The 23,723-nt window shown below is 74.9% G+C and carries 3 protein-coding genes; all 3 read right to left on the bottom strand.

Annotation, left to right across the window (positions count from 1 at the left end; all coding sequences use genetic code 11):
* Positions 1-12: 12 nt before the first annotated feature.
* The 3 genes from OO60_RS47700 to OO60_RS08330 are packed head-to-tail and all read right to left on the bottom strand — an operon-like array spanning position 13 to position 23,565.
* Positions 13-19,269: a type I polyketide synthase gene (locus tag OO60_RS47700; protein WP_033261137.1), complete on the bottom strand. Its 19,257-nt coding sequence runs from the start codon at positions 19,267-19,269 to the stop codon at positions 13-15.
* Positions 19,270-19,306: 37 nt separating this feature from the next.
* Positions 19,307-22,060, bottom strand: a complete 2,754-nt coding sequence (locus OO60_RS08335; RefSeq protein ID WP_051767654.1) for an acyltransferase domain-containing protein — start codon at positions 22,058-22,060, stop codon at positions 19,307-19,309.
* A 23-nt stretch (positions 22,061-22,083) separates the two neighbouring features.
* Positions 22,084-23,565 carry an FAD-binding oxidoreductase gene (locus tag OO60_RS08330; RefSeq protein ID WP_081655779.1) on the bottom strand — a complete coding sequence of 494 codons (1,482 nt, stop codon included), beginning with the start codon at positions 23,563-23,565 and terminating at the stop codon, positions 22,084-22,086.
* Positions 23,566-23,723 lie beyond the last annotated feature (158 nt).

Below are 23,723 nucleotides of genomic sequence, written 5' to 3'. Positions count from 1 at the left end.
TCCAGGAGTGGGTCATCGGGAATCGGTACCGTCCAGCGCCAGCCGGACCAGGGCCTCGGCGTCCAGGTCGTCGACGTCGCCGGCGTCGCCGTCCGCCGCGTCGAGCCCGGCCAGTTCCAGCAGGGCCGTCATCAGCCCGGCGTCGCGGAACCGGGCCAGCGGCACGGTGGCCAGCGCCGCCCGGATGCGGGCTTCCTCGGGGTCGGCCGCGGCGCCGGGCCGCAGGAGGCCGAGGAGGTGCGCGGCCAGCGCGGCCGGGGTGGGGTGGTCGAACACGGCCGTCGCGGGCAGCGCCACGCCGGCCGCGGCCGCCAGGCGGTTGCGGAATTCCACCGAGGTCAGGGAATCGAAGCCGAGCTCGGTGAACGGCCGGGCCGCGCCGACGGCGTCGGCCCCGCGGTGTCCCAGCGCGACCGCCGCTTCGGTGCGGACCAGGCCCAGTAGCGTCCGCCGTGCGTCCACTTCGGACAGCTCGGCCAGCTGCCCGCGCAGGTCGGTGCCGGGGATTTCCGCTGCCAGGACCTGCCGTGCGTCCGGGACACCGTGCAGCAGGGCACTCGGACGGGCGGAGGTGAAGGCGGGCACGAACCGCGTCCAGTCGACGTCGGCCAGGGTCAGCGTGGTCTCGTCGCGGCCGACCGCGGCGGCGAGCGCGCGGAGGGCGAGGGCGGGCCGCAGCGGTGTCAGGCCGCGGCGCCGCAGGTAGTCCTCGGCGTCGTGGTCGGCCGCCATGCCGCCGCCGGCCCACGGGCCCCAGGCGAGCGCGGTCGCCGTCCGGCCCGCGGCCCGCCGCCGGTGGGCGAGCGCGTCGAGGTGGGCGTTGGCCGCACCGTAGGCGGACTGGCCGCCGCTGCCCCAGACCCCGGCGATGGACGAGAACAGCACGAAGGCGTCGAGTTCGGTGTCGCCGAGCAGGGCGTCGAGGTTTTCGGCGCCGGTCACCTTGGCGGCCAGGATGTCCGCGAAGGGCCCGAGGTCCGGGTCGGCCAACGGCGTCGCTCCGCCGGTCCCGGCCGCGTGGACGACGGCGGTCAGGTCGTCGCGGATCTCGTCGAGCACCGCGGCGAGGGCGGTCCGGTCGGCGACGTCGCAGGCCGCGATCGTCACCTGGGCGCCCAGGCCGGCCAGTTCGGCTTCGAGGGCGGCCGCGCCCGGCGCCTGCCGGCCGCGGCGGCTGGTGAGGACGATCCGGGCGGCGCCCGCGGTGGCCAGCCAGCGGGCGACGTGGGCACCGAGGGCGCCCGTGCCGCCGGTGACGAGCACGGTGCCTCGCGGCTGCCACGGCCGTCCGGCGGGGACGCCGGTGACCGGGGTGAGCCGCCGGGCGTACCGGCCGTCCGGGCGGAGCGCGACTTGGTCCTCGGCCGGGTCGGCCAGGGCCTGGACCAGGAGTTCGCCGATCCGGTCGGCGAACTCCGCGGGCAGGTCGATCAGGCCGCCCCAGGCGTTCGGCCGGTCGAGGGCAGCTGCGCGGCCGAGCCCCCACACCTGGGCCTGGGCGGCGTCGGCGGCCCGGGTGACTGTCCACACGGGAGTGTCCGGAAGGGACCGCAGCAGGGCGAGGGTCGCCGCCACCGCGGGCGGGACGGCGCCCGTTCCCGGGGTGAGAGCCAGCAGAGAGAGGACAGCGTCGACAGTCCGGCCCGCTTCGGCGAGGGCGCCGTCGGCCGGGTCGTCGAGCCGCGTGACTTCGACTCCGCGTGCGGTGAGGGCCGCTTCGACCTGGTCGCCCAGGCGGGTTTCCGCGGCCGGGACGGCCAGCAGCCAGCGCCCTGACGGCGTCGCGGCGGTTTCGGGGACCGATTCCCAGCCGATCCGGTACCGCCATCCGTCCACGACGGACTCTTCGGTGTGCTGCCGCCGCCAGGACGACAGCGCGGGGAGCAACGCGGTCAGGGACGCGCGCTGGTCGTCGTCGATGGCCAGGGCGCCGGCCAGCTCGCCGACATCCTCGCGCTCGACGGCCGACCAGAACGCGGTGTCCGACGCCGGGGAGGCCGGTTCCAGCCAGTAGTGCTCGTGCTGGAAGGCGTAGGTGGGGAGGTCCACGCGCCCGGCGGGGGCGAAGACCGTGGTCAGGTCGGCGGAGGCACCGTTGGCGAACAGGGTCGCCAGGGCGGTCAGGGCCGCTTCGCCGTCGGGGCGGTCGCGCCGCAGGGACGGCACCACGACAGCGTCTCCGGCCAGGCTGTCGCGGGCCATCGAGCTGAGGACGCCGTCGGGTCCGAGCTCCAGGAAGAACCGGGCGCCGTCGGCCTCCAGGGTTCTGACGCCGTCGGCGAACCGGACGGCTTCCCGGACGTGCCGGACCCAGTAGTCCGCGGTGAACGGCTCGGCGAGAGCACCGCTCACATTCGAGAGCACCGGTATTTCCGCCGGGTGGTAGGTGACCTTGTCGGCGGCCGCGCGGAACTCGTCCAGCATCGGATCGAGGTGCGGGGAGTGGAAGGCGTGGCTGACGCTGAGCCGCCTGGTCTTGACGCCCCGCCCGGCGAATTCCGCGGCGACGGCGAGGACTTCGGATTCGTCGCCGGAGACGACGACCGACGCCGGGCCGTTGATCGCGGCAATCGAGACGCGGTCCCCGAGCCGCGGCCGGACGTCGGCCTCCGGCGCCGCGATCGACACCATCGCGCCGCCCTTCGGCAACGCCTGCATCAGCGCGGCCCGCGCCGACACGAGCAGGCAGGCGTCTTCCAGGGAGAACACTCCGGCGACGTGCGCGGCGGCCAGTTCGCCGATCGAGTGCCCGGCGACGAACGACGGCCGGACGCCCCACGACTCGAACAGCCGGTACAGCGCGACCTCGACGGCGAAGAGGGCGGGCTGGGTGAAGCCGGTCTCGTCCAGGCCGGGCGCTTCGCCGAAGACGACATCGCGGACGGGCACGGTGAACTCGGCGCAGATCCGGTCGAACGCGGCGGCATAGACGGGGAACCGCTCGTAGAGTTCGCGGCCCATGCCGGCCCGCTGCGCGCCTTGGCCGGTGAAGAGGATCGCGAGGCGGCCGGAAGCCGCGGTCCCGCGGACGACACCGGGCGAGGACTCCCCGGCGGCTAGGGAGTGAAGTCCAGCGAGCAGGTCGGCTTGGTTGCCGCCGAGCACGACGGCACGGTCTTCGAACCGCGCGCGGGTGGCGAGCAGAGCCCCGGCGATGCTTGTGGGGGTGGTGGTGGATGCGGCGAAGTCACGCGCCTGCTCTTGCTCGGCCGACAGCACCGCCAAAAGCTTCCGGGCCTGGGCTCGCAACGCCGGTTCACCCTTCGCCGACAGCGCCCAAGCCACCGCCGGCGGCTCCGGCGTCACCACCACCGCAGCCGGGGCCGGCTCCGACGGGAGCTCCAGGATCGCGTGCGCATTGGTGCCGGAGATACCGAACGCCGACACCGCCGCGCGGCGCGGGCGGTCCGCCGTTGGCCACGGGCGTTGCTCGGTGAGCAGCTCGACCGCTCCCGATGTCCAGTCCACCCGGGTCGAGGGGGCGTCCACGTGCAACGTCTTCGGCAGCACGCCGTGGCGCAACGCCTGCACCATCTTGATCACCCCGGCCACCCCGGCGGCCGACTGCGTGTGGCCGATGTTCGACTTCAGCGATCCCAGCCACAGCGGCGTTTCCCGGTCTTGACCGTAGGTGGCAAGGAGCGCCTGGGCCTCGATCGGGTCACCCAGTGTCGTCCCGGTTCCGTGCGCTTCCACCACGTCCACATCGGACGGACGCAGGCCCGCGCTCGCCAGGGCCGCCCGGATCACCCGCTGCTGCGAAGGACCGTTCGGCGCGGTCAGGCCGTTCGACGCGCCGTCGGAATTGACCGCCGAACCGCGCAGGAGCGCCAGGACCTCGTGGCCGTTGCGGCGCGCGTCCGACAGCCGCTCCAGGACCACCATTCCGGCGCCCTCGCTCCAGCCGGTGCCGTCGGCGGCGTCCGCGAACGCCTTGCAGCGGCCGTCCGCGGACAACCCGCGCTGGCGGCTGAACTCGACGAAGATGTCCGGTGTGCCGAGGACCGCGACGCCGCCGGCCAGCGCCAGGTCACATTCGCCCTGCCGCAGCGCCTGCCCGGCCAGGTGCAGCGCGACCAGCGACGACGAACACGCCGTGTCCACCGTGACCGCGGAGCCCTCCAGACCCAGGTGGTAGGCGACCCGCCCGGACAGCACGCTGCCCGCGTTGCCGGTCAGCAGGTGCCCTTCGACGCCGTCCGCGGCCGGTGCGCCCGTCGCGTACCCGGAGTGGGCGGCGCCGACGAACACGCCGGTGTTGCTGCCGCGCAGCGTGCCCGGGTCGATGCCCGCGCGTTCGAAGGCCTCCCACGAGACTTCCAGGAGCAGCCGCTGCTGCGGGTCCATCGCCAGGGCTTCGCGCGGCGAAATCCCGAAGAACGCCGCATCGAACTGCGCGGCACCGGGCAGGAAGCCGCCTCCGGTGGCGTAGAACGTGCCCGGGTGCGCCGGGTCCGGGTGGTACAGCTCGTCGACGGGCCAGCCGCGGTCGGCCGGGAACCCGCCGATCGCGTCGCGGCCTTCGGCCACCAGCCGCCACAGGGCGTCCGGCGAATCGACGTCACCCGGGTAGCGGCAGCTCATCGCGACGATCGCGATCGGATCGTCGCCGGCGGCGCGCGCGGCCGGGACCGCCGGCTCAGCGGCGAATTCGCCGTGCAGGAACCGGGCCAGGACTTCGGGGTTCGGGTAGTCGAAGACGAGCGTCGCCGGCAGCGTGCGGCCGAGCGCGGTGGCCAGCCGGTTGCGCAGCTCCACCGACGTCAGGGAGTCGAAACCGGTGTCCTTGAACGCCTTCGCGGGATCGACGGCCTCGGGGCTCGCGTGCCCCAGCACCGCCGCGACGTGCTTGCGGACCAGCTCCAGCAACCGGTGCCGGGCCTCTTCGGGGGCCAGGCCGGTCCAGCCGTCGTCGATGACGGCGGCGGCCGCGGCCCGGCGAACCGGCGTGCGCACGAGGCCGCGCCACAGCGGGGCGGGGTCGCCGGCCGCGCGCAGGGCGGCGAGATCCAGGTGCAGCGGCACGGCGACCGGCGCGCCGAGCCCGATGGCGGCGTCCATCGCGGCCAGCGCGTCCTCCGTGGACAGTGGACGGATGCCCGAGCGCTCGATGCGGCTGCGGTCGCGGTCGCCGAGCTTCCCGGTCATCGCGCTGCTCAGCGCCCACTGTCCCCAGGCGAGGGAAACCGCGGGCAGCCCTTCGGACCGCCGCCGCACGGCGAGGGCGTCCAGCGCGCTGTTCGCCGCGGCGTACCCGCTCTGGCCGGCCGCGCCGACGATCCCGGCGACCGAGGAGAACAGGACGAACCAGGCCAGGTCGTGGTCCCGGGAAAGCCTGTCGAGCGCCGACGCGCCGTCCACTTTGGCGCGAAGCACCGAGGCCACCCGGGCCGGTGTCTGCGCTTCGAGCACGCCGTCGTCGAGGATCCCGGCGGCGTGCACCACCCCGATCAGCGGCTGCCCGGCGGGGATCGCCCGCAGCACGTCCGCCACGAACCCGGGCTCGGCCACGTCGCCGGCGACCACGATCGCCTCGGCGCCGAGCGCGGTCAGTTCTTCCCGCAGCGCGGCGGCACCGGGGGCGTCCGGGCCCCGCCTGCTCACCAGCACCAGCCGCCGGACACCGGGACGACGTGCCAGGTGCCGGGCCACGGCGGCGCCGAGCGTGCCGGTGCCGCCGGTGACGAGCACGGTCCCCACCGGCTCCGGCCGCGGCAGCGTGAGCACGTTCTTGCCGACGTGCCGGGCCTGGCTGACGAACCGGAACGCCTCGGCCGCCCGGCCGAGTTCCCACGCGCGCACCGGCAACGGCGTCAGCTCGCCGCGGCCGAAGGCGGCCAGGAGGTCGGCGAGGATGGCCGCGATCCGGTCCGGGCCGGGGTCCCCGAGGTCGAAACTGTGGTGACCGGGGCCCTCGCGGACGTCGGTCTTGCCCAGCTCGACGAACTGACCGCCGGGCGCGAGCAGCTCCAGCGAGGCGTCGATGAACGGCCCGGTCAGGGAGTTCAGGACGACGTCGACGGGCCCGAACTTCTCCCGGAAGGCCAGGGTGCGGGAGCTCGCCAGGTGGGTGTCGTCGAGGCCGAGCTCGCGCAGCACGGCGTGCTTGCCCTCGCTCGCCGTCGCGAACACCTCGGCGCCCTTCCAGCGGGCCAGCTGCACCGCGGCCATCCCGACCCCGCCGGCCGCCGCGTGGATGAGCACCGACTGCCCGGCGCCGAGCCCGCCGAGGTCGAAGAGGCCGTAGTAGGCGGTCACGAAGGCCACCGGCACGGTCGCCGCCTCGGCGAACGTCCAGCCGGCCGGGATCCGCGCCAGCCGGCGGGCATCGGCCGTGGCGCGGGGCGCGAAGGCGTCGTCGACCAGGCCGAACACGCGGTCCCCGACGGCGAGGTCGCGGACCCCGGAGCCGATTTCGACGACCACGCCCGCCGCTTCGGAACCAAGCCGCGCTTCCGGGTCGGGGTACATGCCGAGGGAGATGAGCACGTCCCGGAAGTTCAGCCCGGCCGCGCGCACCTCGATCCGGACGTCGCGCTCGCCGAGCGGCGCCTCGGCCGTCTCGGCCAGTGCCAGGCCGTCGGTGGTGCCGGTGCCGGTGGTGACGAGCTGCCACGCGCCCGCGGCGGGCGGGGTCAGCGGCAGCGCGCTCGCCCGCCGCAGCCGGGGTGCCGACGCGGTGCCTTCCCGGAGCGCCAGCTGCGGTTCGCCGAAGGCGTCCACAGTAGACAGCAGGTCACCGGACCGCGGGTCGTCGTCGACGTCGACCAGGAGGAACCGGCCCGGGTGTTCCGACTGCGCGGACCGCACCAGGCCGCCGGCGGCCGCCGCGGCCAGGTCGCCGTCGGCCGCTCCGCGGGTGACGAACACGAGCCGGCCCGGCCGCTCCTCGGCGAGCCAGGTCTGCAGTCTTTCCAGGACCTCGACGGTGGTTTCGCGGACGTCGTCCCCGGTGACGGGCGCGAAGACGAGGTCCTCGCCCGCCGCCGCGGGGTCGGCGGTGACCGGGGTCCAGACCGGCTCGAACAGCGTGCCGGGGACGGTTTCCGCGGGCGCGGCGACCGCGCGCAGCAGCAGCGAGCCGACGGTCACCACGGGCGCACCGGTGGCGTCCCACGCGGTGAGCGCGACGGCGTTCTCCCCCGCCGGCGACAGCCGGACCCGCAGCCCGGTGGCGCCGGTGGCGTGGACCGCGGCGCGCGTGAAGGAGAACGGGACCCGGGCCGAACCGTCGTCCGGGGTGACGATGCCGAGGCCCAGCGGGTGCAGGGCGGCGTCGAGCAGGGCCGGGTGCACCGCGAAGCCGGCGGCGTCGAACGGCTCGGGCAGCGCCACTTCGGCGTACACGTCGGTGCCGTTCCGCCAGACGCGGGTGAGGCCGCCGAAAGCGTCGCCGTAGTTGAAGCCCATCGCGGCGAGCCGCGGGTACAGCCCGGTGATGTCGACCGGCTCGGCTCCCGGCGGCGGCCACTCGGCGGCGCTTTCCCGGGGCAGGGGCGCGGGGCTGACGCTGCCGGTGGCGTGCTGCGTCCAGTCGGCGTCGGCGGACCGCGAGTGCACCGCGATCGGGCGGCGCCCGGCGGCGTCGGCCGGGCCGGCCGAGACCTGGACGGTGACCGCGCCGCGGGCGGGCAGCACCAGGGGCGCGGCGAAGGTCAGCTCGTCGACGACCGCGCAGCCCACCTGGTCACCGGCCTGCACCACGAGTTCGAGCAGCGCGGTGCCGGGGACCAGGACGGTCCCGGCCAGCGCGTGCCCCGCCAGCCACGGGTGCGTCTCCAGCGACAGTCGTCCACTGAGGACGGTACCTTCGCCGCCGGCCAGGTCGACCGCCGCGCCGAGCAGCGGGTGCTCGAGCGTGCCCATGCCGACCGCGCCGAGGTCGCCCCGGGCCGTCCGGGCACGCGGCCAGTAGCGCTCGCGCTGGAAGGGATAGGTCGGGAGGTCGATGCGGCGGCCGCCGGGGAAGAACGCGGCCCAGTCGACGTCGACACCGTGGACGTGAACAGTGCTCAACGCCGAGAGCAGCGCTCTCTCTTCGGAGCGGTCGCGCCGCAGGGCCGGGACGGCGGTGCCGTCGACCAGCGCGCTGAGCACGCCGTCGGGGCCCAGCTCCAGGAACACGCCGACGCCCGCGGCTTTCAGCGTCTCGAGGCCATCGGCGAACCGGACGGCTTCCCGGGCGTGCCGCACCCAGTAGCCGGCGGTGAACGGCTCAGCGAGAGCACCGCTCACATTCGAGAGCACCGGTATCTGCGCCGGGTGGTACGTGAGGGTTTCGGCGACCGCGCGGAACTCCGCCAGCATCGGATCCATCAGCGGCGAGTGGAACGCGTGGCTGACCTTCAACCGCTTGGTCTTGGGGAACTGGGCGGCGATCGCCAGGACCGCCGCTTCCTCGCCGGAGATCACCACCGAGTGCGGGCCGTTCACCGCGGCGATCGAAACGCCTTCGGTCAGGGGAATCTCGGACTCCGGGGCGGCGATGGACACCATCGCGCCCCCGGCGGGCAGGGCCTGCATCAGCGACGCGCGGGCGGCCACCAACCGGCAAGCGTCCTCAAGGGACAGCACCCCGGCGACGTGCGCGGCGGAAATCTCCCCGATCGAATGCCCGGCCACGAAATCCGGGCGCACGCCGAACGACTCGACCAGCCGGAACAGCGCCACCTCCACCGCGAACAACGCGGGCTGGGTGAACTCGGTCCGGTCGAGCAGCTCGGCGTCGTCGAACGCGGCCCGCAGGTCCGGGAAGTGGGCACAGACCTCGTCGAAGGCTCTGGCGTAGACCGGGAAACGCTCGTAGAGGCCCTCGCCCATGCCGGCCCGCTGGGCACCTTGGCCGGTGAAGAGGACCGCGAGCACCGCGTCCGGGTCGGCGGTACCGGTGACGACGTCGTCGCCCAGCAGCACCGCGCGGCGGCCGAGCCGGGCCCGGGTGGTGGCCAGCGAGAAGCCGACGTCCACCGGGTTCGCGTCCGGGAGCCGGGCGAGCAGGGTGCCGAGGGCCGCGTCGTCGTGGGCGGAGAGGACGAACGGCAGCAGCGCGTCCGTCGGCTCGGGTTCCGGTTGCGGCACAGCGCCCGGCGCCTGTTCGAGGATCGTGTGCACGTTGGTGCCGCTGACCCCGAACGCCGAAACGGCGGCCCGGCGCGGCCGGTCGCGCTCCGGCCAGTCGCGGGCTTCGGTGAGCAGCTCGACCGCACCGGCCGACCAGTCCACTTGGGACGACGGCGCGTCGACGTGCAGCGTCTGCGGCAGAACGCCGTGTCGCAGGGCCTCGACCGTCTTGATCACGCCGGCCATCCCGGCCGCCGCCTGCGTATGCCCCAGGTTGGACTTCACCGACCCGAGCCACAGCGGCTCGTCGCGGCCCTGGCCGTAGGTGGCGAGCAGCGCCTGCGCCTCGATCGGGTCGCCCAGCCGGGTGCCCGTGCCGTGCGCCTCCACCGCGTCGACGTCCGAAGTGGACAGACCGGCGCCGGCGAGCGCGGCCCGGATCACCCGCTGCTGCGAGGGACCGTTCGGGGCGCTCAGTCCGTTGGACGCGCCGTCCTGGTTGACCGCCGAACCGCGGACCACGGCGAGAATCGAGTGGCCGTTGCGCTGTGCGTCCGACAGCCGCTCCAGCAGCACCAGGCCGACGCCCTCGCCCCAGCCGGTGCCGTCGGCGGCGTCGGCGAACGCCTTGCAGCGGCCGTCGGAAGCGAGGCCGCGCTGGCGGGCGAACTCCAGGAACGCCATCGGCTCGGCCATGATCGCCACGCCGCCCGCGAGCGCCAGCGAACACTCGCCCTGCCGCAGCGACTGCGCGGCCAGGTGCATCGCGACCAGCGCCGACGAGCACGCGGTGTCCACCGTGACGGCGGGGCCCTCCAGCCCGAAGGTGTAGGACAGCCGCCCGGACATCACGCTGGGCGCCTCGCCGGTGAGCAGGTACCCCTCCGAGCCGGCCTCGAGACCGGCGCCGTACCCGGAGCTGCTGGCCCCGACGAAGACGCCGGTCGCGCTGCCGCGCAGGGCCGCCGGGTCCAGCCCGGCCCGCTCGAACACCTCCCACGAGGTCTCCAGCAGCACCCGCTGCTGCGGGTCCATCGCGAGGGCTTCCCGCGGTGAGATGCCGAAGAAGGCCGCGTCGAATTCGGCCGCGTCGTCCACGAAGCCGCCGACCTCGGCGAATTCCGCGTCGCCGAAGGAGGCCATGTCCCAGCCGCGGTCGACGGGGAACGCCGTCAGCGCGTCGACGCCGCCGGCGACCAGCCGCCAGAGGTCTTCCGGCGAGCGCACGCCGCCGGGGAACCGGCAGCCCATCGCCACGATCGCGATCGGCTCGTCGGTGGCGGCGGCCGTGGTGGTGACCACCGCGGTCTCGGTGCGGCCGAGCAGCAGCCGGTGCAGTTCCGCGGCGAGCGCGGCCGGGTTCGGGTGGTCGAACACCAGCGTCGCGGGCAGGGTCAGCCCCGTCGCCGCGTTGATCCGGTTGCGCACTTCGACGGCGGTCAGCGAGTCGAAGCCGAGTTCGCGGAACGCCCGGGCGGCCGGGACCGCGGTCGCCGAATCGTGCCCGAGCACCGACGCGGCCTGGCCGCGCACGAGGTCCAGCAGCAGCCGGCGCGCCTCGGCCTCGCCCAGCCCGGCGATCCGCCGGGCCAGCGCGGGCCGCTCGGTCTCGGGCTCTTCGGAGAGCAACGCGCGGACTTCGGGGATGTCCTCGATCAGCGGACGCCGCCGGGACAGCGTGAAACCGGGGGTGAACCGGGCCCAGTCGACGTCGGCGACGGCCAGGAAGACCTCCCGCGCGTCGAGGGCCTGGCAGAGCGCCTCGACCGCCGCTTCCGGCGCCATCTCGCGCAGGCCACGGCGACGCAGCTGGTCCTCCAGCTCGACGTCGCCCGCCATGCCGCCGCCGCCCCAGAAACCCCAGGCAACCGAGGTCGCGGCGGCCCCGCGGGCCCGGCGCTGCTCGGCGAGGGCGTCGAGGTAGGCGTTGCCCGCCGCGTACGCGCCCTGGCCGCCGCTGCCCCACACCCCGGCGTTGGAGGAGAAGAGCACGAAGGCGTCGAGGTCGTCGCCGAGCAGTTCGTCCAGGTTGCGGGCGCCGGCGACCTTGCCCTCGATCACGGCGGCGAACTCGGCCGGGGTGGTGTCGAGCACCGCCGTGGCCTGCGGCAGTCCGGCCGCGTGCACGACCGCGCGCACCGGCTCGTCCAGGCCCGTCAGCAGCGCGGCGAGCGCGTCGCGGTCGGCGACGTCGCACGCGGCGATCGTCACCCGAGTCCCCATTGTGGACAGTTCGGCTTCGAGGTCGGCCGCGCCGGGGGCGTCCGGGCCGCGGCGGCTGGTGAGCACCAGGTGCCCGGCGCCGTCGGCGGCCAAGCGGCGGGCGACGTGGCCGCCCAGCGCGCCGGTGCCGCCGGTGATCAGGACCGTGCCGCGCGGCTTCCACCGCTGCGCAGGCGGGGTGAAGGGCGCACGGACCAGGCGCCGGACGAGCAGCCCGGACGGCCCGATCGCAAGCTGGTCCTCATCGTCCACTCCGGACAGTGCCGCCGCCAGCAGCGGCGCGGTCGTGGCGTCCGGCTCGGCGGGCAGGTCGACCAGGCCACCCCAGATCCCGGGTAGCTCCAGGCCGATCACCCGGCCCAGGCCCCAGGTCATCGCCTGGGCGGGCGAGACGCCGGTGACGGCGCCGCGGGTCAGCAGCCACAACGGCGTTTCGCTCCCGGCCATCGCCTTGGCCAGCGCGAGGTTCGCGACGGCTCCGGCGGTTTCGTCGAGGGCGAGCAGCGAGACGACCCCGGCATACCCCTCGGCGCCGGTGAACTCGGAGGTCACGACCGGCTCGGCGCCGTGGGCGGCGAGGGCGGCCGGGACACCGGCGTCGTCACCGCCCGGGACGACGACCAGCCAGCGCCCGGCCAGCTCCGGCGCGGACGGGGTGGCGACCGGCTTCCACTCGACGCGGTAGCGCCAGGAGTCCACTTCGGACGCGGTGCGGGCCCGGTCGCGCCAGCGGGTCAGCGCGGGCAGGACTTCGGCCAGGGTGCTGCCGGGAGCGATGTCGAGGGTGCCCGCGACGGTGTCGAGGTCGAGACCGTCCACGGCGGCCCAGAACGCGGCATCCACGGGATCCGCGGCCGTGGCTGTGCCCGCGTCGAGCCAATAGCGACGACGCTGGAACGCGTAGGTCGGCAGCTCGACGCGGTGGGCGCCGGGGAACGCGGGCGTCCAGTCGACGGCGACCCCGCGCACGTGCGCTTCGCCGAGCGACCGGAGGAACCGTTCGTACCCGCCGTCGTCACGGCGCAGGGAGCCGAGCGCTTCGACGCCCTCGGTCTCGCCGATCGCCGTGGTCAGCACGGGGTGCGGGGAGGACTCGACGAACGTGGCGAAGCCTTCCGCGGCCAGGGTGCTGACCGCGGTGTCGAGCCGGACGGTCTCGCGGAGGTTGGTGTACCAGTACCGCGCGTCCAGCTCGGCGCCGTCGAGCCAGGTGCCGGTGACGGTCGAGAAGAACGCGATGTCGCCGGTCCGCGGCCGGATCGGGGCCAGCACGTCGAGGAGTTCGGCGCGCAGCCGCTCGACCTGCGCCGAGTGGGACGCGTAGTCGACAGGAATCCGCTTGGCACGCAAACCGTCCGCTTCGCACGCGGCGATCAGGGCGTCCAGCGCCGCGGGCGCACCGGAGACGACGACGGCGGCCGGGCCGTTCACCGCGGCGATCGACAACCCGTCCGTCAGCCGGCCCTCGACGTCCGCCAGGGGTGCCGCGACGGACACCATCCCGCCCGCACCGGCCAGGGCCAGGATCGCCCTGCTCCGCAGCGCGACCACGCGCGCACCGTCCTCAAGGGACAGCGCACCGGACACGACCGCCGCGGCGATCTCGCCCTGCGAATGCCCGACGACGGCTTCCGGCACCACGCCGAAAGACCGCCACAGCTCGGCCAGCGACACCATCACGGCCCACAACGCGGGCTGCACGACGTCGACGCGCGCCAGCGCCTCGGCGTCGGCCAGGACGTCCCGCAACGACCAGTCCACAAAGGCCGTCAAGGCAGCAGCGCACTCGTCGAGCCGGGCCGCGAACGCCGGCGACGACTCCGCCAGCTCCAGAGCCATCCCGGCCCACTGCGAACCCTGCCCGGGGAACACGAGCGCGGTACGGCCGGGCGCGACCGTGCCGGTGACCACGTTCGGCGCCGGGAGCCCTTCGGCCAGCGCGGAAAGCCCGTTGGACAACGCCGCTCGGTCACCGGTGACGACCGCGCGGTGCGGGAAGGCAGTGCGCGAAGTGGCCAGCGAGAACGCGATGTCCGCCACGCTGTCCTCGCACTCCCGGAGAGCAGCGGCTTGCGCCTGCAGCGCTTCGGGTGACCTGGCGGACAGCACCCACGGCACGACCGCGGGTTCGGGCGTGGGCGCCGGGCCGGGGTCGCCCTGTTCGAGGATGACGTGGGCGTTCGTGCCGGAGATGCCGAACGACGAGATCGCGGCCCGCCGCGGCCGCGGCCGTTCCCACGGACGCGACTCATCGAGCAGCCGCACCGCGCCGCTGTCCCAGTCCACATGGGACGACGGCGTATCGGCGTGCAGCGTGCGCGGCATCTGCCCGTGCCGCAGGGCCTGCACGGTCTTGATCACGCCGGCGACGCCGGCCGCCGCCTGGGTGTGGCCGATGTTCGACTTGAGCGAGCCGAGCCACAACGGCTCGTCGCGGTCCTGGCCGTAGGTGGCGAGCAGGGCCTGCGCCTCGATCGGGTCGCCCAGCGCGGTGCCGGTGCCGTGCGCCTCGACCAGATCCACGTCCGATGTGGACAGTCCGGCGTCGGCGAGGGCCGCCCGGATGACGCGCTGCTGAGCCGGGCCGCTGGGCGCGCTGAGCCCGTTGGACGCACCGTCCTGGTTGAGCGCGCTGCCGCGCAGCACGGCGAGCACCGGGTGCCCGAGCCGCCGGGCGTCGGACAGCCGCTCGACCAGCACCAGCCCGGCGCCCTCGGCCATGCCCATGCCGTCGGCCCCGGCCCCGAACGCCTTGCAGCGGCCGTCGGCGGCCAGCCCGCGCTGGCGGCTGAAGGCGGTGAACGACGACGGCGTCACCATCACCGCGACCCCGCCCGCGAGGGCCAGCGAGCACTCCCCGCGGCGCAGCGCCTGCGCGGCCAGGTGCAGCGCGACCAGCGACGAGGAGCAGGCGGCGTCGACGGTCAGCGCCGGTCCTTCCAGCCCGAGCGTGTAGGCGATCCGGCCGGACAGCACGCTCGACACGCTGCCGGTGAGCAGGTGCCCTTCGAGGCCGTCCGGGATGTCCCGCATCCGGGCGTGGTAGTCCTGGTAGTTGGCGCCGACGAAGACACCCGCCGGCTCGCCGCGCAACGTGGCCGGGTCGATCCCGGCGTGCTCGATCGCCTCCCACGAGACCTCCAGCAGGAGCCGCTGCTGCGGATCCATGGCCAGTGCTTCGCGCGGCGAGATGCCGAAGAACCCGGCGTCGAAGTCGGCGACGTCGTGCAGGAAGCCGCCTTTGCGGACCGTCGACGTCCCCTGCTCGTCGGCGTCGCCGCCGAACAGCTTCGCGAGGTCCCAGCCGCGGTCGGCGGGGAAGCCGGAGATGGCGTCGCGGCCTTCGGCGACCAGGGTCCACAGGTCGTCCGCGGACCGCACGCCGCCCGGGTACCGGCAGCCCATGCCGATGATGGCGATCGGGTCGTCGGCGTCGGCCGCCCGTGTGACGACGGCGGGCCCGGTGCGGGTGCCGAGAACGGCGTCCCGCAGGTGCGCGGCCAGCCGCCGCGGGGTCGGGTGGTCGAAGACGAGCGTTGCGGGCAGCCGCACGCCGGTCGCGGCGGCGATCCGGTTCCGCACGTCCAGCGCGGTCAGCGAGTCGAAGCCGAGGTCGGTGAACGGCCGGTCCGGGTCGACGGCGGTGCCGCCGTCGTGCCCGAGCACCGCGGCGGCCTGGGTGCGGACCAGGTCCAGCAGCAGCCGGTCGACGTCGTCGCCGGACAGCCCGGCGAGCTGCTGGGCCAGCGGTGTGGCCTCGGGCGCCGGGGCTTCCTGCGGACGGCGGACCTGCGGCAGGTCGTCGAATAACGGGCGGGCGCGGCCGGCGGTGAAGACCGGCAGGAACCGGGCCCAGTCCACGTCGGCGAGCACGGTGAACGTCTCGTCGTGACCGAGGGTTTCGTGCAGCGCGGCGATGGCCGTGGCCGGGTCCATCAGCGGCAGCCCGCGGCGGGCCAGCTGCCCGGAGTCGACGCCCTCGGACATCCCGCCCCGGCCCTCGATCTCCGTCGGCGCCCAGACGCCCCAGGCGATCGACGTCGCGGTCGCGCCGCGGGCCCGGCGCTGTTCGGCGAGGGTGTCGAGGAAGGTGTTCGCGGCGGAGTAGGCCGCGTGGTCGCCGCTGCCCCACACCCCGGCGATCGAGGAGAACAGCACGAACCGGTCGAGGTCGTCGCCGAGCAGCTCGTCGAGGTGCCGGGCCCCGGCGACCTTCGCCCGGACCACCTCGGCGAACCCCGGCAAGCTCGTCTCGGTCACCGGCAGCAGCTCGACCGTGCCCGCGGCGTGGAACACCGAGCGGACCGGCTCGCCGAGGCCGGCCAGCAGCGCGGCGAGGGCGTCGCGGTCGGCGACGTCGCAGCGGGCGAGGGTGACGCGGGTGCCGAGTGCCGCCAGCTCGGCGGCGAGGTCACGGGCGCCGGGCGCGTCCGGTCCGCGGCGGCCGGTGAGGACCAGGTGTCCGGCGCCTTCCGCGGCGAGCCAGCGGGCGACGTGCGTGCCGAGCGCGCCGGTGCCGCCGGTGACCAGGATCGTGCCCTCGGGCCGCCAGTCCCGCGGCCGGTCGCCCCGGCTCGCCGGGCGCAGCCGCCGGACGCGCAGGCCGCCCGGCCGGACGGCGAGCTGGTCCTCGTCGCCGCGGGCGGCGAGGATCCGGCCGAGCCGGTCGAGGTCGGCCGCGCCGGGTTCCGGCGTCAGGTCGATCAGGCCGCCCCAGCGGTCGGCGTGTTCCAGCGCGAGGACGCGGCCGAGGCCCCAGAGCAGCGACTGCTCGAGGCCGGGCAGCTCGTCGGTGGGCCCGGTGCGGACCGCGCCGCGGGTCAGCACCCACAGCGGGGCGGCGATCCCGGCGTCGCCCAGTGCCTGCACCAGCACGAGGGTGAGGATCAGCCCGGCCGGACTCTCCGGGAACTCCGGGTGCGGGCCTTCGTCGGCGGCGAGCAACGACAGCACGCCGTCGTACGGCCCGGTGAACCGCCCGGCCAGCGCGGCGCGGTCGTCGGCCGGGGTCAGGACGAGGGTCTCGACGTCGGCGGTGCGCGCGAGGGTGTCCACGACGTCCTGGCCGCTGCTGCCGTCGGCGCGGACGACCAGCCAGCGCCCCGACGGCGTCGCGGCGGGCAGGTCCGCGGCCTGCCAGGCGATCCCGTACCGCCAGGAGTCCACAGTGGATTCGACGGTCCGGCGGCGGCGCCACGCGGCCAGTGCCGGGAGGACCTCGTCCAGCGGCGCGTCGGCGGCCACGCCGAGGGTGCCCGCGAGGTCGTCGCGGTCCACGAGGTCCCAGAACCCCGCGTCGGCGGGCGCTTCGCGTTCGGTGCGCAGCCAGAAGCTCTCGCGCTGGAACGCGTAGGTGGGCAGGTCCACGCGGCTCGCGCCGGGGAACGCCGGGGTCCAGTCGACCGGGACGCCGGCGCAGTGCGCCTCGCCGAGGGCCCGCTGGAACCGGGCGAGGCCACCGTCGCCGCGGCGCAGGGTGCCCAGCGCGGTCGCCGTTTCGCCGATGGCCATGGTCAGCACGGGGTGCGGGGAGGCTTCGACGAACGTGCCGAAGCCGCGGCCGGCCAGTGCGCGCACGGCGTCGTCGAGCAGCACGGTCCGGCGGAGGTTGGTGTACCAGTACAGCGCGTCGAGTTCGGCGCCGTCGGCCCAGTCGCCGGTGACGGTGGAGAAGAACCCCGTCTCGGCGGTCCGCGGGGTGATCGGGGCGAGGACACTCAGCAGTTCGTCGCGGATCTCCTCGACCTGCGCCGAGTGCGAGGCGTAGTCCACCGGGATCCGCTTGGCGCGGATGCCGTCGGCCGCGCAGGACGCGAGCAGCGCTTCGAGGGCGTCCGGCGCGCCGGAGACCACCACGGCGGCCGGGCCGTTCACCGCGGCGATCGAGAGTCCTTCGGTCAGCCGTCCCTCGACGGTTTCGAGCGACGCGGCCACCGAGACCATGCCGCCGCGTCCGGCCAGCGCGAGAATAGCCTTGCTCCGCAACGCCACCACGCGAGCGCCGTCCTCAAGGGACAGTGCACCCGCGACGACGGCGGCGGCGATCTCGCCCTGCGAGTGCCCCAGCACGGCGTCCGGCACCACGCCGTACGACCGCCACAGCTCCGCCAGCGACACCATCACGGCCCACAGCGCGGGCTGCACGACATCGACTTGCTCAAGGGCCTTCGCATCGGCCAGGACGTCCCGCAGCGACCAGTCCACAAAGGAGCCGAGTGCGGCCGCGCATTCGTCAAGCCGGGCCGCGAACACCGGCGACGATTCCGCCAGCTCCAGGGCCATCCCGGCCCACTGGGACCCCTGGCCGGGGAACACCAGCGCCACCTTGCCCGGCTTCCCGGCGACGCCGGACACCACGGCCTCGTCCGGCGCACCGGCAGCGACGGCGGCGAGCCCGCGAAGCAGCTCGTCCCGGTCGCCGCCGACCACGACGGCCCGGTGTTCGAACCGCGCGCGCGTCACGGCCAGCGAGTAGCCGATCTCGGGCAGTCCGAGATCGTCCACATCGGAGAGCCGGGCCGCCTGCGCGCGCAGGGCTTCCGCCGTGCGGCCCGACAGCACCCACGGGACGACCGCAGGCACCGGAGCAGCCGCCACGGGTTCGACGGGCGGCGCCGCTTCGAGCACGGCGTGCGCGTTGGTGCCGCTGATGCCGAAGGACGACACGGCCGCGCGCCGCGGGTGGTCGCGTTCGGGCCACGCGGACTCGCGGTCGAGCAACCGGAGCGTCCCGGCCGACCAGTCCACTTCGGACGTCGGCCGCCCGGCGTGCTTCGACGCGGGCAGCGTTGCGTGCTGCAGCGCCATGACCGCTTTCATCACCCCGGCGACCCCGGCGGCGGCCTGCGTGTGCCCGATGTTCGACTTCACCGAGCCGAGCCAGAGCGGCTGTTCCGGCGACCGGCCGCGGCCGTAGGTCTCCAGCAGCGCCTGCGCCTCGATCGGGTCGCCGAGCGGCGTGCCGGTGCCGTGCGCCTCCATCAGGTCGACCTGGCTCGCCGCCACCCGGGCGTTGGCCAGTGCGTCGAGGATGACCCGCTCCTGCGACGGCCCGTTCGGGGCGCTGAGGCCGGTGGACGCGCCGTCGGAGTTGACCGCCGAGCCGCGCACGACCGCGAGCACCGGGTGCCCGTGGCGCTGGGCATCCGACAGCCGTTCCAGCACCAGCATCCCGGCGCCCTCGGCGGCGCCGAAGCCGTCAGCGTCCGCGGAGAACGGCTTGCACCGGCCGTCCGGCGACAGCGCCCGCTGCCGGCTGAGCTCGATGAGGATGCCCGGCGTCGCCATCACGGTGACACCACCGGCCAGCGCCAGCGAACACTCGTCGCGGCGCAGCGCCTGCACCGCCCAGTGCAGCGCGACCAGCGACGACGAGCACGCGGTGTCGACGGTGACCGCGGGCCCCTCCAGGCCGAGGACGTAGGCGATCCGGCCGGAGGCGACGCTGGTGATCGTGCCGGTGAGCAGGTGCCCCTCGACCGACTCGGGCACCTGGTGCGAACTCGGCGCGTAGTTCTGCTGCATGGCTCCGACGAACACGCCGGTGCGGCTGGCCCGCAGCGACCGCGGGTCGATGCCGCCGCGTTCGAGGGCCTCCCACGACGTCTCCAGCAGCAGCCGCTGCTGCGGGTCCATGGCCAGCGCCTCGCGCGGGGAGATGCCGAAGAAAGCGGCGTCGAACCGGTCGGCGTCGTGCAGGAACGCCCCGCCGCGCATGGAGAACGTGCCCGGCCGCGACGGGTCCGGGTCGTAGAGCGACGCCCAGTTCCGGTTGGCGGGCAGCTCCCCGACGACGTCGCCGCCCTCGGAAACCAGGCGCCACAACGCTTCCGGCGTCTCGATCCCGCCGGGGAAGCGGCAGCCCATGCCGACGATCGCGATCGGCTCGGTCTCCCGCGCCTCGAAGTCCCGCAACCGCTGCTTGGCCTGGCGCAGGTCCGCGGTGGCCAGCTTCAGGTAGTCGCGGAGCTTGTCCTCGTTCGCCATGTGCCGTCAACTCCGTGCGTTGTCCGCCTGAGGGATCTCAGGACAGGTCGAGCTCCCGATCGAGCAGAGCGAAGATTTCGTCGTCCGAGGCCGCGTCGAGCGGGGCGTCGCCGGCGTCGGTGCCGCCCGCTTCGGCCGCGCCGTCCAGCCGGAACAGCAGGTCGCGCAGCCGGACCTTGACCCGGCCGTGCAGCGGGCCGCCCGGCTCGCCGAACAGCACCTCCTCCAGCCGGTCGAGCCCGGCGAGCACGTCGGTGTCCGCGGGGCTCAGCGCTTCCAGGAGGTGCCCGGCGAGCGCGGCCGGCGTCGGGTAGTCGAAGGCCAGGGTGGTGCGCAGCTTCAGCCCGGTCGCCTCGGCGAGCCGGTTGCGCAGCGCCACCGCGGTCAGCGACTCGAAGCCGAGCTCGGTGAACGCGTCGTCGCCGCCGATCCCGGCCGCGGTGTCGCGGCCGAGCACCGCCGCGGTGTGGTCGCGGACCAGGTCCAGCACCAGTTCCGCGCGGGCGGGCTCGGGCAGCTCGGCCAGCCTCGCGGCCAGGCCGCCCGCGGGACCGGGCCGGGTCGGCGGTTCGGCGTGCGGCGCCCGCACGTACTCCTCGGGCAGCGTCCCCAGGACGACGTTCTCGGCGGAGAACACCGGCCGTCCCACGAGGTCGGTGGCCGAAACCGACACCGAGTCCGGTCCGGTGGCGCGCACCCGGACCCGCAGCGCCTGGGCGCCGGCCGCGTGCAGGGCCAAGCCGCTCCACGAGGACGCGAGCCAGCCGTCGGACTCCGCCGCGGCTGGGAACAGCGCGACCGGCTGCACTGCGGCGTCCAGCAGCGCGGGGTGGATGCCGTAGCCCGCGCCGCTGCCGGCCGGTGCCGGCAGCACCACCTCGGCGAACAGCTCGCCGTCGAGGGACCAGGCGCCGGTCAGGCCGCCGAATTCGGGACCGAGCTCGATGCCGTGCGCCCGCAGGCGGTCGCGGGCGGCTCCGGCGTCCTCGGCGGCCGCTCCCGGCGGCGGCCACGCCCCCGGCTCCGGGCCGGCCGCCGAACCCGCGGTTTCGGCCATGATCCCGGTGGCGTGCCGCGTCCACGGCCCGCCCTGGGCGGCGCCGACCGAGTCGGGCCGGGCGAACACGCCGATCCGGCGGGCGCCGGCGTCGTCGACCGGGCCGATCCGCACCTGCAGGCAGTGCGCCTCTTCGGCGAAGACGACCGGCAGGTGCTGGGTGAGCTCCTCGATCCGGGCGCAGCCCAGCTCGGACGCCGCGTGCAGGGTGAGCTCGACGAGCACCGACGACGGCAGCACGGTCCGGCCGAGCACGGTGTGCCCGGCCAGCCACGGGTGCTGCGCGGCGGACAGGCGGCCGGTGAACAGCCAGCCGCCGTCTTCGGCGAGTTCGACGGCCGCGCCGAGCAGCGGGTGCCCGGCGGCCAGCAGGCCGGCGGCCGCGACCGTGGCGTCCGAACCGGACTCCGGCAGCGCCACCGATTCCGCGCCGCCCGGGAAGGCCGCGGTCCAGTCGACGCTGGCCCCGGAGACGTAGGCCGCGGCGAGAGAGCCGAGGAACGAACGAGGGCCCTCTTCGCGACGGCGGATCGTGCCGAGCACGACGGCCCGGCCGTCGAGGGCGTCGATCGTGTCCTGCACCGCGACCGTGAGCACCGGGTGCGGGCTGATCTCGGCGAAGACGCCGTGGCCCTGCTCGACCAGCCCGCGGGTGGCTTCGTCGAAACGGACCGGGTTGCGCAGGTTGCGGAACCAGTAACGGGCGTCGAGCGCGGCGGTGTCCAGCGGGCCTTCGGTCACCGTCGAGTGGAACGGGACCACAGTGGACACCGGGGCCAGCGGGGCGAGGTCGGCCAGCAGCCGGTCGCGGATGTCGTCGATGTGCCGCGAATGGGCGGCCAGGCCGACCGGGATGCGCCGGGCGCGCACGCCGTCGGCGGTCAGGTCGGCCAGGAGCTCCGCGACCGCTGCGGAGTCCCCGGACACGATCACCCACGAGGGCCCGTTCACCGCTCCGATGTCCAGTCCTTCGCGGCCGGTCAGCCGGGCCCGCACCTCGGCCACCGGCAGCGGCACCGAGATCATGTCGCCGCGGCCGGACAGGGTCGCCTGCGCGCTGCTCCACAGCGCGGCCACGCGCATGCCGTCGGCGTGCGTCAGGGCGCCGGTCGCGCAGGCGGCGGCCACCTCGCCGAGGCTGTGCCCGACGACGGCGGCCGGTTCGACGCCGTGCGCGCGCCACAGCGCGGCCAGCGCCACCATCACCGCGAACAGCACCGGCTGCACGACGTCGGCACCGTCGTCCAGGGTCGGCGCACCGGACCGTCCACGAAGGACATCCACAATGGACCAGTCGGCGAAGCGGCCGAGTGCGGCGTCGCAGCGGGCGAGTTCCGCGGCGAACACCGGCGACCAGTCGAGGAGGTCCAGCGCCATGCCCGGCCACTGCGAACCCTGGCCCGGGAAGACGAACACGACCCGCTCGGCGCGCCGGGCGCTGCCGCGCACGACGTCGGGCGGGTTCTGCCCGGCGGCCAGGGTGTCCAGCCCGCGCCGGCCGTCCTCGCGATCGGCGGCCAGCAGCACGGCCCGGTGCGCCCGGCCGGTGTCCTCGGCGGCGACCGAGCGGGCGAACGCCTCGAACGGCGTGTCCGGGTGGTCGGCGAGGTACCGCGCGAGGCGGTGGGCCTTCGACCGCAGTCCCGCCTTGCTGTCCGCGGAGACGATCAGCGGCACGACGTCGTGCCCGCTGCCGGTGTGCTCGTGCTCGGTGGTCAGGGTCGGGGTGGCCACTCGTTACCTCCCGGGGTCGGTGCTCAGGGGAGCCGCACGGAGAACGGGTTCCGGAACACGTCGTTCGGGTCCCACCGCGCCTTGACCCGCTGCAGCCGTGGGTAGTTGTGCTGGTGGTAGAGCTCGTGCCAGGCCAGCCCGGAGGTGTTCCACCGCTCGTCCTGGACGTCGAAGTCCGGGTTGTTCACGTAGGACCCGTTGGTGCGCTCGTCCGGCACCGGCACCCCGCCGGTCCCCGCGTAGACGTCGGCGTAGAACTCGCGCAGCCACGCCAGGTGCGGCTCGGCCTGCTCGGAGGCGTCCCAGTGCGTGGAGTAGACGAGCTTGAGGATCGAGTCGCGCTGCGCGATCGCCGTCTCGTCCGGCGCGAGGGCGTTCATCCGGCCGCCGCAGCCGACGAACATCACGCCGGCGCGGTGGTTGCCGTAGTCCTCGCGCAGCAGGTGCGCGTACAGCTTCGCGGCCTGCTCGTCGGTGCAGCGTTTCCGCAGGTCGGCGGCCTTGATCTTGAAGCTCAGGGTGTGGTCGCCGCTGTCGGCGATGCCGCCCCACGACGTCGCGTGCAGCCACGGCAGCTCCTGCCGGCTGCTCAGCGCCGGGGCGACGCCGAGGTCGTGGCGGATCGCGGCGAGGTAGTCGTCGAGCAGCGCTGCCGCGTTCGGGGCGGCGCTGTCGATCTGTGTCGACATGGCGACGAACTGGGACGCGCGCGTCCCGCACCACAGGCCGCTGTAGAGGTCTTCGTACGGGGAGCCGGGTTCGCTGTGGCGCTCGTACCACTCGCCGTGGTTGCGCAGCAGGCGCGTGAACGCGGCTTCGTCGAGCATGTCCCACACCCAGACGTCCTGCTGCACCAGCAGCCGGGCGGGCGGGGCAGGCAGGAGTGCCTCGGGGGCGCCGGCCGCGCCGGGGATGCGCAGCCAGTAGCGCGTCACGACGCCGAAGTTGCCGCCGCCTCCGCCGGTGTGCGCCCACCAGAGGTCGTGGTTCTCGTCGCGGCTCGCGACCACCGCCCGCGCGGTGCCGTCCGCGTCGACCACGACGACCTCGACCGCGTGGAGGTGGTCGGAGACGTAACCGAACTTCCGCGACAGCGGGCCGTACCCGCCACCCGCGATGTGCCCGCCCAGGCCGACGCTCGGGCAGGACCCCGCCGGGATGGTGACGCCCCAGCGCTTGTAGAGCGTCCGGTAGGCCTGGCCCACGGTCGCGCCGGGCTCGGCGAAGAAGGCGTCACGCTCGGCGTCGAAGCCGATCCCGTTGAGTTCGGACAGGTCGATGACCACCTGGACGTCCGCGGCGCCGACCATCTCCTCGACGCAGTGGCCGCCGCTGCGGACGGCGATCCGCCGTCCCTCGCGCACCGCCGCGCCGACGGCGTCCACCACCTCTTCGGTGGAGGTCGGCACGCAGACGTAATCGGGCTTGCCGACCCAGCGCTGATTCACCCCGCGCACGAGATCGGCGTACCGGGCGTCGTCCGGCAGAACTGTTACCGCGCCCATCGGTCGCCCTCATTCCCCAGTTTATTCATCGTCGCCGAACACTACGGCGATGCCGCTGACCACTCCAACCCCTAACCCCCCGGAACCACTGCTCACCAGCCTCTTGCTTAGGGGCGCGCTAGGGGTTACCGGCCCGATCCACCGCTGCTAGCTTCAGC

The organism is Amycolatopsis vancoresmycina (genome assembly GCF_000716785.1).
Lineage (GTDB): Bacteria > Actinomycetota > Actinomycetes > Mycobacteriales > Pseudonocardiaceae > Amycolatopsis > Amycolatopsis vancoresmycina.
The sequence above is the reverse complement of the archived record's forward strand: the minus strand, read 5'-3'. Positions and strand labels throughout refer to the sequence as shown.

Excerpts from the sequence above, each read along its gene's own strand:
- OO60_RS47700 (WP_033261137.1), bottom strand. The coding sequence starts at position 19,269 with ATGGCGAACGAGGACAAGCTCCGCGACTACCTGAAGCTGGCCACCGCG.
- OO60_RS08330 (WP_081655779.1), bottom strand. The coding sequence starts at position 23,565 with ATGGGCGCGGTAACAGTTCTGCCGGACGACGCCCGGTACGCCGATCTC.